The sequence below is a fragment of the Anaeromonas gelatinilytica genome, from assembly GCF_016820635.1.
Lineage (GTDB): Bacteria > Bacillota > Clostridia > Tissierellales > SIT17 > Anaeromonas > Anaeromonas gelatinilytica.
Genome location: NZ_WSFU01000010.1, coordinates 1 through 12,322 on the forward strand (window position 1 = coordinate 1; position 12,322 = coordinate 12,322).

At 27.6% G+C, this 12,322-nt stretch carries 12 protein-coding genes; 7 read left to right on the forward strand and 5 right to left on the reverse strand.

The window, feature by feature from the left end; all coding sequences use genetic code 11:
- The first annotated feature begins 161 nt into the window (after positions 1-161).
- Positions 162-686 carry a hypoxanthine phosphoribosyltransferase gene (gene hpt, locus GOQ29_RS00890; RefSeq protein ID WP_203370506.1) on the forward strand — a complete coding sequence of 175 codons (525 nt, stop codon included), beginning with the start codon at positions 162-164 and terminating at the stop codon, positions 684-686.
- A gap of 88 nt (positions 687-774) precedes the next feature.
- On the opposite strand, the gene dapD is transcribed toward hpt, so the two are convergent.
- From dapD to GOQ29_RS00910, 4 genes are read right to left on the reverse strand one after another with little or no spacing between them, the layout of a single operon-like run.
- A complete protein-coding gene (dapD, locus tag GOQ29_RS00895) occupies positions 775-1,494 on the reverse strand; it encodes a 2,3,4,5-tetrahydropyridine-2,6-dicarboxylate N-acetyltransferase (protein WP_203370507.1) in 720 nt (239 codons plus the stop codon).
- A gap of 15 nt (positions 1,495-1,509) precedes the next feature.
- The gene (dapB, locus tag GOQ29_RS00900; protein ID WP_203370509.1) at positions 1,510-2,265 is read right to left on the reverse strand and encodes a 4-hydroxy-tetrahydrodipicolinate reductase; all 756 of its coding nucleotides are present in this window, start codon (positions 2,263-2,265) and stop codon (positions 1,510-1,512) included.
- The gene (dapA, locus tag GOQ29_RS00905) at positions 2,258-3,151 is read right to left on the reverse strand and encodes a 4-hydroxy-tetrahydrodipicolinate synthase (protein ID WP_203370510.1); all 894 of its coding nucleotides are present in this window, start codon (positions 3,149-3,151) and stop codon (positions 2,258-2,260) included. Before dapA ends, dapB begins: the two co-directional genes overlap by 8 nt.
- A 15-nt stretch (positions 3,152-3,166) precedes the next feature.
- The gene (locus GOQ29_RS00910; protein ID WP_203370512.1) at positions 3,167-4,162 is read right to left on the reverse strand and encodes an aspartate-semialdehyde dehydrogenase; all 996 of its coding nucleotides are present in this window, start codon (positions 4,160-4,162) and stop codon (positions 3,167-3,169) included.
- A 474-nt stretch (positions 4,163-4,636) separates the two neighbouring features.
- On the opposite strand from GOQ29_RS00910, the gene GOQ29_RS14510 reads away from it, so the two are divergent.
- The 6 genes from GOQ29_RS14510 (at position 4,637) to nifJ (ending at position 11,810) form a co-directional block, all read left to right on the forward strand.
- Entirely contained in the window at positions 4,637-5,599 is a 963-nt protein-coding gene (locus GOQ29_RS14510; RefSeq protein WP_203370513.1) for a CPBP family glutamic-type intramembrane protease, read from the forward strand.
- Positions 5,600-5,847: 248 nt separating this feature from the next.
- Entirely contained in the window at positions 5,848-6,030 is a 183-nt protein-coding gene (locus GOQ29_RS00920; RefSeq protein WP_203370514.1) for a small, acid-soluble spore protein, alpha/beta type, read from the forward strand.
- A gap of 38 nt (positions 6,031-6,068) precedes the next feature.
- Positions 6,069-6,800, forward strand: a complete 732-nt coding sequence (locus tag GOQ29_RS00925; RefSeq protein ID WP_252187472.1) for a class I SAM-dependent DNA methyltransferase — start codon at positions 6,069-6,071, stop codon at positions 6,798-6,800.
- 106 nt (positions 6,801-6,906) lie between these two features.
- Positions 6,907-7,107: a cold-shock protein gene (locus GOQ29_RS00930; RefSeq protein ID WP_203370518.1), complete on the forward strand. Its 201-nt coding sequence runs from the start codon at positions 6,907-6,909 to the stop codon at positions 7,105-7,107.
- 169 nt (positions 7,108-7,276) lie between these two features.
- A complete protein-coding gene (gene hslO / locus GOQ29_RS00935) occupies positions 7,277-8,155 on the forward strand; it encodes an Hsp33 family molecular chaperone HslO (protein WP_203370520.1) in 879 nt (292 codons plus the stop codon).
- Positions 8,156-8,273: 118 nt separating this feature from the next.
- Positions 8,274-11,810 carry a pyruvate:ferredoxin (flavodoxin) oxidoreductase gene (gene nifJ, locus GOQ29_RS00940; RefSeq protein WP_203370522.1) on the forward strand — a complete coding sequence of 1,179 codons (3,537 nt, stop codon included), beginning with the start codon at positions 8,274-8,276 and terminating at the stop codon, positions 11,808-11,810.
- Between the two features lie 24 nt (positions 11,811-11,834).
- On the opposite strand, the gene GOQ29_RS00945 is transcribed toward nifJ, so the two are convergent.
- Positions 11,835-11,999, reverse strand: coding sequence for a CDIF630_02480 family spore surface protein (locus tag GOQ29_RS00945; RefSeq protein ID WP_203370523.1), 165 nt, complete (start codon positions 11,997-11,999; stop codon positions 11,835-11,837).
- Positions 12,000-12,322: the final 323 nt, after the last annotated feature.

The window sequence follows — 12,322 nt, forward strand, 5'->3', positions numbered from 1 at the left end:
GTAATCAAGTACAATTTAAGTAAAATTAAATTTTTTACTGGAAATTTGATGCGAAATCTCTGAATCTAATTAGTTTCTATTGACATAAGAAAATAATTAGATTAGAATAGACTTTAAACAACTAATTATAAATTAATAGAGCTACTAAGGAGTTGATATATATGACAGATAGAAAAAGAGTTGTAATTTCCAAAGAAGAAATTGCTGAAAAAGTCAAAACATTAGGAGAAGAAATAACTAAAGATTATAAAGATAAAAATATATTAATAGTATCTTTACTTAAAGGAAGTTTTGTATTTACTGCTGATTTAGTTAGAGAAATAGATTTGATGACTAGAGTTGAATTTATGACAACTTCAAGTTATGGTCATGGAAAAGAAAGTTCTGGTAATGTTAGGGTAGTTAATGATTTACATGTAGACGTTAAGGATTATGATATACTTATTGTTGATGATATAGTTGATTCAGGTAACACAATGAAATTTGTTATAAATTATTTAAAAGAATTAGGTCCTAAGTCAGTTAAATCTTGTGTATTATTAGATAAACCAACTAGAAGAGAAGTAGAAATTGAGCCGGATTATTGTGGTTTTACTATACCAGATTTATTTATAGCAGGTTATGGATTAAACTACGGTGATTATTATAGAAATATACCAAATATTTTTGTTTTTGAAGATAAATAAAAAAATAAGAGTTTAAACTCTCATTTTTTTATTTATAATTAAGCTTCAAAAGGTATTAAAAATAAATTTCAATTTTTAGATTTAATATTTATCCTCTTAATTCTTCTAGTATTTTTATTTTATTAATTGTATTATTGTCTTTTTTTTTGATGATTGTAGCTGGTATACCAGCTACAACAGTATCATTTGGGACGTTCTTTATAACAACGGATCCAGCTGCTACAACAGCACCTTTACCGACTTTAATACCTTCTAATACTACGGCATTTGCACCTATTAAAACATCATCTTCTATTATGACAGGAGTCTTACTAGGAGGCTCTAATACTCCAGCAATTACAGCTCCCGCTCCTATATGAACATTTTTTCCTATTATTCCTCTAGCTCCGATTACAGCATTCATGTCAATCATGGAATTTTCACCGATTTCTGCTCCGATATTTATTACAGCTCCCATCATTACTATAACTTTATTTCCAATTTTCACTTTTTCTCTAATTATGGAGCCGGGTTCTATTCTTGCATTTAATGTATTAGTGTTAAGTAGAGGAATTGCAGAATTTCTTCTGTCCCATTCAATTATAAAGTCAGTTATTGAATCTTGGTATTTATCAATTAAAGTTTTAATTATTGAATATTCTCCAAAGACTATTTTAAAATTATCATCGCCAAAATCTTTACAATTAGAAAAACATATATCTTTCAAATTTCCTTTTATATATACTTTGATAGGTGTTCTTTTTGTAGAATTTTTTATGTGATTTGCTATTTCATAAGATTCTTGTAGTTTTGAATCTCTATACTTCATTAGTTTTCTCCTCCCTTAATTGTTAAACAAATCATCCATTGTATATAATGCTGGTTTTTTATCAATTAAGAATTGTGCTGCTACTAGCGATCCTTTAGCAAATATTTTTTTAGAATTGGCAGAATGTTTAATTTCTATAATTTCATCTTCACCAGCAAATATTACCGTGTGTTCTCCGATAATATTACCTCCTCTAATTGAATGTATACCTAATTCATCTTTTTTTCTTTGGCTTTTATTAGAATATCTATTATAGACATATTTTTTAGAGTTATTTAACTGAGAGTTAATTGTATTTGCAATCATTAGAGCAGTACCGCTTGGAGCATCGATTTTTTTATTATGATGTTTTTCTATGATTTCTATATCAAAGGTTGATAATATGTTTGTTCCTTTCTTTAGCATTCTTAATAGTGCGTTTATTCCAAGTGACATGTTATAAGAAAGAAACATAGGAATATAGGTAGAAAATTTTCTTATTTTATTTAGTTCTGTTTCTGAAAAACCAGTAGTAGCAATCACTAAAGGAGTATTATTTTTTTTTGAGTAATCTAATAAATTATTTAAATAGAAAGGATTAGAAAAATCAATTATTACATCGGCAGCTTTATTTATATCTAAAATATCTTTATATACCGGAAAAGTATTATTATACTTATCTATGTTTTTATCAATTCCAGCAATAATATTCATTTCATTTTTTTTTATAATTTCATTGCAAAGAACTTGCCCCATGGTACCATTACATCCATTTACAATTATATTAATCATATCTAACACCATCTAATAACCCATAATTTATTAATTCATTTTTTAGTATATATAAATTACTTTCAGACATATTAGTTAAAGGTAATCTTAAATGACCTATATTTTTTCCTAGTAAATTCATTGCGGTTTTAATAGGGATTGGATTTGTTTCAAGGAATAATGCATCGATTAATGATTTCATTTTAAGCTGTAATTTGATTGCTTTTGTAGTATTTCCATTAAGATATTCCATCACCATATTATGAGTATCATTAGGTAAAATATTTGCTACTACAGAAATAACTCCTTTACCTCCTATTGAAAGTAGAGGAATAATCATATCATCATTACCAGAGTATATATACAAATCATTACATAGTCTAGCGATTTCCACTATTTGGCTTATGTTTCCGCTAGCTTCTTTTACTGCTGTTATATTTTTATGTTTAGATAATTCTTTTAGAGTTTTTGGTAGTACATTTAATCCAGTTCTTCCTGGAACATTGTAGATAATAATAGGAATATTAACATTATCAGCTAATTTATTATAATGTTCTATTAATCCTTTCTGAGTAGTTTTATTATAATAAGGAGTTACTATTAATAGACCATCAGCACCTATATTTTCAGCATATTTACTAAGTTCAATAGCATGATGAGTGTTATTACTTCCTGTACCTACAATGACAGGTATTCTTCCTTTAACTCTTTCTATAGTAAATTTTATTGTAGCTTTTTTTTCGTCATCAGACATAGTAGAAGCCTCACCTGTAGTACCACATACAATAATTGCATCTGTATTTTCAATGATATGCCAATCTATTAATTCACCAAGTTTTTTGAAATTGATTCCATTTTTTGTAAAAGGTGTGATAATTGCTACTCCAGATCCTTTAAATAATGACATATATAATATAACCTCCTATTTATTGAAATATCTTTTAACTAGCAATTCTGCAATTTGAATAGTATTTGTAGCAGCTCCTTTTCTTATATTGTCTGCTGCTACCCATAGATTAATCCCCCTTTCTAAACTATAATCTCTACGAATTCTACCAATATATACTTCATCTTTTCCTTCTACATCTAAAGCAGTAGGATATGTATTTGTAGATGGATTATCCATAATTTTAATACCTTCAAAGTTTTCTAATTCATTTATTAAAGTTTCAAGTTTGAAATTATGTTCTAATTCTATATTAATAGAAACACAATGACCATATCTAACAGGTACTCTTACTGTAGTTGCAGTTACTAGTAATTTTTTTTTGTTTAAAATTTTTCTTGTTTCATTGATCATTTTCATTTCTTCTTTCGTATAACCATTATCCATAAAGATATCTATATGGGGTAGACAATTAAAAGCTATAGGATGAGGATATTTTTTTGGAGGATTCCCATCGATACCTTCTTCTAAGTCTTGAATACCTCCTACTCCGGAGCCTGATACAGCTTGATAAGTAGAATAAACTATTCTTTTGATACCATATATATCGTCTATAGGTTTTAGTGGAAGAACACTTTGTATGGTGGAACAATTTGGATTAGAAATTATCCCGTTATGATTTGTTATTTCTTCTGGATTTACCTCAGGAACTATTAATGGTACATTTTTATTCATTCTCCAGGCGTTACTATTATCTATAACAATTACTCCATTTTTTTTAGCTATCGGAGCAAATTTTTTACTTATTTCTCCTCCAGCTGAAAAAAGTGCTATATCAATTTTTTCATTAAGAGAATCTCGAGTTAATTCTTTAACTGTATATTCTTTTTTATTAAATGTAAGTTTTGTATTTTTAGATTTTGCAGATGCAAAGAGATAAAGATTTTTTACTGGAAAATTTCGTTCATTTAATATTTGAAGAAAAGTTCTTCCCACCATACCAGTGGCTCCAACGATTGCTAAATTTATCATAAGGTCAGCTCCTTTAAAATTATATTTATTTTATAATATAATATATTAAAGATATATATTAATAATTCAACAGAAATCATATTTAATATAATATATTATAATTTCAGAAAATCTTTAATATAAAATTATATAATATGTATTATATAATTTTAAAATATGAAATAGGTGGTGAATATGATAAGTAAAGTAAAATTATGTAATAGTATCTAAAAAGTAAACAATAATATAATATATGATTATAGTATTAAGATTTGTGTAAAATATTTAAGAAAAAATAAAAAGATGAAGGACTAGATATATTCTTATAGAAGATATACAATCGAAAGATATGATAAAATATTAAAAGAATAAAGTATATAAATGTAAAATTATAGAATCTGGATTTTTAATATTATATTCTATAAATATATTGAGGAAGAGAGTTATTATATATTAATATTTAAAAATTTAATGATTGTAGAAGGAGAGATTTGAGTGGATAGAATTGAAAATAAACCTAAAATTATAGAAGGAAATATGTTATATTTAGTTGTTACAATGTTATTAATTACTGTAGGATCCTTTGCACAACGAAAGAATATATTTGTAGGATTATTGATAACAGAATATATAATAACATTAGTACCAATATTATTATATTTGATAATAAAAAAATATAATATAAAAAAAGTATTAAGATTAAATAAATTAACTAAAAAAGAAATATTATTAATTCCTGCTATTACATTATTAGCATATCCTATAGGTGCATTTTTAAATTCATTAATGATGATAATAATAAGTATATTTGGGGAATTATTAGAATCTCCTTTGCCATCTCCATCCTCTGGAGGAAGTTATATAATTGGCTTATTTGTTATTGCTATAACTCCAGGAATATGTGAGGAATTTATGTTTAGAGGGTTTCTTATGAGATGTTATGATAATAAAGGATATAAGAAAGCTATTTTGATTTCAAGTGTTCTTTTTGGTTTAATGCATTTTAATATTCAAAATTTATTAGGACCTATATTTTTAGGAGTATTATTTGGATTTTTAGTATATAGGACAAATTCTTTATTCGCAGGAATTATTGGTCATATTACAAATAATGGGTTTGCATGGACTTTAACATATATAATCTCAAGTTCAGATATACCTATGGAACAAACTGAAGAAGTTGGTATGCAAATATCTGAAACAATGAGTATTATAATAAGTGCTGTATTTTTATTAGCAATTGCTCTTGTTACTGGTATATTTGCATATAAGTTATACAAGAAATTGCCAAATCGTCAACTTGAAAATTTACATATGAATAATGAAGAAAATCAAGTAGAAATTATAGATGATATTGATGAGTCAAAGGATATTAAAATTAATAATATATTTAAATATATGCCTGTTATAGTGATTATGATAATATATATTTATTTGCACATGATCTTATATATATAAATGTAAATAATACAATAAAAAAAGCCAACTTGGGGGAAGTTGGCTTATAATAGCTTAAAGCTATTATGGGGGAGTGGGAAAGTAGTAATTTCCGACAAAGTATAGTTTACCACTCTTTAGTATGTAAAGTCAACATATATAATAGTATTTTAATAAAATTTTAAAATAATATTTTCTTTTAGAAATATTATTTTATATAATGAATATTTTCCTTTTTTGTTCTAATAATAGAATTAAGGAGGGATCTTATGGTGTCTAAAAATAAAAAAGAAACTATTGGAGATAAAATGAAATATGAAATAGCAGGAGAGTTAGGTTTGATTGATAAAGTAAATGAATTAGGATGGGGAGGATTAACTGCTAAAGAAACTGGTAAAATTGGAGGAATAATAACGGGAAGAAAAAGAAAAAATAAAGAAAAAAAGACGTAGAAAAAAATAATAATTAAATTATGAAAAGGGGGATGGAATTGGCATATGAAGAGTTTGCAGAGGTATATGATAGATTAATGACTGAAGATATTGATTATGAAAAGTGGTATAAATTCATAAAAAATATTTATAATGAATATAATGTTAGACCATATAATATTTTAGAAATGGCTTGTGGTACAGGGAACCTTACAAAATATTTTGCAAAGGATTATTATAATATAAGTTGTTTTGATATATCGGAGGATATGTTATCTATAGCATATAAAAAACTTAGAAATTATAAAAATGTATGTATTAGACATATGAATATGTTGGATTTTAAATTTAATAAGAAGTTTCAATCTATTATAAGTATATGCGATAGTATTAATTATATTTTAGATATAGAAGATTTAAAGAAAGTATTTAAAAATGTATATAATCATTTAGAAGATAAAGGAATCTTTGTTTTTGATATTAATTCTTATTATAAATTATCTAATATAATAGGGAACAATACATTTATTTATGATGAAAAAGATGTTTTCTACACTTGGGAAAATGAATTTCAAGATAATATCGCAAATTTTTATCTTACTTTTTTTGTGTACAGAAAAGGTATGTATGAACGATTTGATGAGTTTCATCAAGAAAGAGCTTATAGAAGTGATGAAATTATTGATTTATTAAAGGAAATAGGATATAAAAATATTTCGGTTTATGATGGATTAACATTTAATTTATCTAGTACTAAAAGTACTAGAATAAATTTTGTAGCAAGTAAATAGATTTATTTGGAAAAATTAATTGACATCTAAATAAGGCTATGATAAACTGTGTATATGGTAGGTAGTACATATCTACTAGCAATAGATTTTAGGAGGAATGTTTTTAATGGAAAAGGGAACAGTTAAGTGGTTCAATGCAACTAAAGGATACGGATTTATTACAAGAGAAAACGGAGAAGATGTATTCGTTCATTATTCTGCTATTCAAGGTGATGGATTCAAAACTTTAGAAGAAGGTCAAGAAGTTGAATTTGAGATAGTTGAAGGGGAAAAAGGCCCACAAGCTACAAATATTGTAAAACTATAAGAAAATATAATTATATTTAACATATAGTTAACGTAGCAATTAAGACTCCAATATTGGAGTCTTAATTTTTGTATAAAAAGGTTTGAATTTATCATGAAATAGAATAAATTTTATTTGTTTTTAGGGTATAATAAGCATTGAGAGTATATAGTGAATTGGGAGGATTTTAATGAAAGATTATGTAATTAGAGCAATGGATGAAGATAAATCATTTAGAGTGTTTATTGCAAGTTCTACTCACATGGTTGATAATGCAAGAATAATTCATAATACTAGTCCTGTAGCTACTGCTGCTATAGGGAGAACTATAACTGCTGCAGCTATGATGGGATTAATGTTTAAAGGAGATAAAGATAAAATATCTCTTCAAATTAGAGGAAATGGATCTATTAACAATATATTAGCAGTAGCTAATAATAAAGGAGAAGTTAAAGGATTTATATCTAATCCTAATATAGATTTGCCAAATAGAGAAGATGGGAAATTAAATGTAGGGGGAGCTGTAGGTAATAAAGGTAAAATAATTGTTATAAGAGATATGGGACTTAAAGATCCTTATGTAGGTCAAACCAATTTAGTTAGTGGAGAAATAGCTGAAGATTTAGCTAATTATTTTACTACATCAGAACAACAACCCTCGGCTGTAGCTTTAGGAGTATTAGTTGATAAAGATATAAGTGTAAAAGCTTCTGGAGGAGTTATAGTCCAAGTTCTTCCAAATATTGAGAAAGAAATTCTAAAAAAATTAGAAAAAAATATTAATATGTTATCTTCTATATCTTCTTTAATTGATAGAGGTTTTACTCCAGAGGAGATATTGAATCAGGTATTTGGAGAATTTAATATGAAAATAACTGAAAAAAATGAAATAAAATTTTCATGCGATTGTAATAGAGATAGGATGGAAAGAGGATTAATGAGTTTAGGCAAAAAAGAAATTTCAGAAATATTAGATGAAGATGGAAAAGCAGAGTTGGTTTGTCATTTTTGTAATAAGAAATATATTTTTAATGAAAATGATTTGAGAGATATAATAAACTCTATTTAATGTTAAGTGATTATTAAGGTCATTAAAGTGGCCTTTTTATTTTGCATAAATAAAGTATATTATTAGAAGGGTTTGGAAAATAATAATACTTGATACCATGTTTAGAGGAGGTATAATTATGGAAAAAATCATGAAAACGATGGATGGAAATGAGGCTGCAGCATATGTTTCTTATGCTTTTACAGAAATAGCAGCTATATATCCTATAACACCATCATCACCTATGGCTGAAAAAGTAGACTTATGGTCGGCTAATGGGAAAAAAAATATGTTTGAACAAGAGGTTAAGGTAGTTGAAATGCAATCAGAGGGAGGTGCAGCAGGCGCTCTTCATGGGTCCTTGCAAAGTGGAGCTTTAACTACTACATATACTGCATCTCAAGGATTGTTATTAATGATTCCAAATATGTATAAAATAGCTGGTGAATTACTTCCGGCGGTATTTCATGTAAGTGCTAGGTCTTTAGCTACTCATGCATTGTCTATATTTGGAGATCATCAAGATGTTATGGCTACAAGACAAACTGGATTTGCTTTATTAGCATCAAGCAGTGTGCAAGAAGCAATGGATTTAGCTGGTATTGCTCATTTGTCTGCTATTGAATCTAAAATACCATTTTTACATTTTTTTGATGGATTTAGAACATCCCATGAAATTCAAAAGATAGAAGTAATAGATTATGAGGTATTTGACAAATTAGTTAATTATAAAAAAATAGAAGAATTTAGAAAAAAATCTTTAAATCCAGAAAGACCCGTGATGAGGGGAACAGCACAAAATCCAGATATTTATTTTCAACAGAGGGAATCTTCTAATCTTTTTTATGAAAGAGTACCGGATATAGTAGAAGATTATATGAATAAATTGTCAAAAGAAGTAGGAAGAGAATATCATCCTTTTGATTATTATGGGGCAAAGGATGCCGAAAAAGTTGTGATTGCAATGGGTTCAGTATGTGAATCTTTAGAAGAAACAGTTGATTACTTGTTAACAGAACATGAAAAAGTTGGATTAATTAAAGTGCGTTTATATAGACCGTTTTCTGAAAAATATTTTTTGAGAATATTGCCATCTACTGTGAAAAAGATTGCAGTATTAGATAGAACAAAAGAGGCTGGTTCAGTAGCTGAACCTTTATATGAAGATGTTATGAGTATGTTTTATAAAAAAGAATATAAGCCTATTATTGTAGGAGGAAGGTATGGATTAAGTTCTAAGGATACTACTCCTGCACAATTAATGGCAGTTTTTGAAAATTTAGAGTCTCAAAATCCGAAGAATAATTTTACTATTGGAATTATTGATGATGTAACCGATACATCTCTTGAACCTGTAAATATTGATTTAGCGGATAATGATACTGTTAGTTGTAAAATATGGGGATTAGGTTCTGATGGTACTGTTGGAGCAAATAAAATGGCAATAAAAATAATAGGAGATAAAACAGATAATTATGCTCAAGGCTATTTTTCTTATGATAGTAAAAAATCTGGAGGAACTACAATTTCCTATCTTAGATTTAGTAAGAATAAGATAAGATCTACTTATGAAGTAAGTGATGCAGATTATATAGCTTGTCACAATAAATCTTTTGTATATCATTATGATTTATTAAAGGGTATAAAGAAGAATGGAATATTTGTGTTGAATTGTCCTTGGAGGGAGGATGAAGTAGAAGGAAAATTACCAGATCCTCTTAAAAATTATATTGCTGAAAATAATATACAGTTTTATATTGTAGATGCTATTAAAATAGCTAGTGATATAGGTTTGGGCGGAAGAATTAACATGATAATGCAATCAATCTTTTTTTATTTAGTTAATGTTCTTTCAATAGAAGAAGCTATTAAGTATCTTAAAGAAGAGATAAATAAGACATATGGTAAAAAAGGTGATAAGATTGTAAATATGAATTATCAAGCTCTAGAAAGAGGTTATAAAGAGTTAAAACAAGTTAAAGTAAGAGAAGAATGGAAAAACTTAAATAGTGGACACTTAGAAACACATATGAAAAAAGATAATAGATTTGTTGAAGAAATACAGATACCTATGGCTCGTCATGAAGGTGATGATCTTCCGGTAAGCACTTTTAGGGACATGGAGGATGGCACTTTCCCAATGGGTACAACTTCTTATGAAAAAAGGGGTATAGCTGTTATGGTACCACAATGGCAAACTGACAAATGCATTCAATGCAATAGATGTTCTTATGTTTGTCCCCATGCCGTAATAAGACCCTTCTTACTTAATAAAGAAGAGAAAGAAAATGTGCCAGATAATACCTTTGAAACTAAGAAAGCAGTTGGGAAAGGATTGGAAAATTATGAATATAGAATCCAGATTAGTCCTTTAGATTGTACAGGATGTGGAAATTGTGCAGATATATGTCCAGCCCCTGGAAAGGCTTTAGTAATGGTTGAGTCTGAAAAAGAGATTCCTAGACAAGTTGGAAATTGGGAATATGCAATAAATAATATAAGTTATAAATCTAATCCTATGAAAAAAGAAACTGTTAAAGGTTCTCAATTTGAAAAGCCTTTATTAGAATTTCATGGTGCTTGTGCAGGATGTGGAGAAACAGCTTATGTAAAATTAATAACTCAATTATTTGGTGAGAGAATGATTATTGCCAATGCTACTGGATGCTCATCAATATGGGGAGCTAGTGCTCCATCATTAGCTTATACTACAAAGAATGGTAGAGGACCGGCTTGGGCAAATTCTCTATTTGAAGATAATGCTGAGTTTGGTTTAGGAATATATTTAGGAACTGAGCAAATTAGATTAAGATTGAAGAGTTTAATAGAAAAAAAATTAAGTGAGAATTCATTATCTTCTGAGGAAACGGTTGTAATGAATAATTGGATAGAAGATTATGAGGATGGAGAAAAGTCTGTCAAGGCATCTATGGATTTAATTAATATTCTTGAAAAATTTAAAGATGGAAATGATTATGTGAATAAGATATTAAGAAATAAAGAATTCTTAACTAAAAAATCTCAATGGATAATAGGTGGAGATGGATGGGCTTATGATATAGGTTATGGTGGATTAGATCATGTGATTGCTAGTGGAGAAGATGTGAATATATTGATTTTTGATACAGAAGTATATTCTAATACTGGAGGGCAAGCATCTAAAGCTACACCTACTTCTGCAGCTGCAAAATTTGCTGCATCTGGTAAGAAGATTAAAAAGAAAAATTTAGGCTTGATGGCTATGAGTTATGGTTATGTTTATGTGGCACAAGTATCTTTAGGAGCTAATATGAATCATACAATCAAATCTATTACGGAAGCTGAAAAATATAAAGGTCCATCTGTTATAATATGCTATGCACCTTGTGTAAGTCATGGTATAAAAGAAGGAATGGGTGTATCTGTCAATAGAGAAAAAGAAGCTGTGGAATCAGGATATTGGCATCTATATAGATATAATCCGGATTTAGAGTTAACAGAAAAAAATCCATTTATATTAGATTCAAAAGAACCAACAAAATCATTTAGGGATTTTATACTAAATGAGATTAGATTTTCACAAGTGCAAACTACTTTTCCTGAAAATGCTGAAAAATTGTATAAGAAAGCAGAGGAAGACTCTATTAAAACATATAGAACCTATAAGAGACTTGCAGAAATGGACTATAGTAAATAAAGACAAATCTTTAAAGATTTGTCTTTATTTTTGATTTTTGTCTACATAATCTTTAGCATCTTCTACTTGATCTTTATTAGGAATAGGAACTCGAGATATTTTTTTTAGTTTATCAATGTTTGCCCAAGCTGCAGTTATATTTCTTTCAATAGGTTCAGTATGAATATTTTCTTTATTATATTTTTTCATATTATCACCTCATTATTATTATTAACATTATTTAAATATATTTGTATGGTATAATAATCCTAAGATGCAAGAAGGAGTGAGAAAATGAAATTTAAAACCGAAAAAAATATTCATACCTATGATTATTTATTATATGATATCGGTAATGCAAATCAGTTTTAAATATTTAATTTTAAATTATATTATAAAAGTTTAGTTAATCTCTTGACTAAAACCTTAAAATATGGTATACTGAGTTTCGTCGTTGAAAGTGAATTTTGTTGCCCAGATAGCTCAGTCGGTAGAGCAGGGGACTGAAAATCCCCGTGTCGGTGGTTCGATTC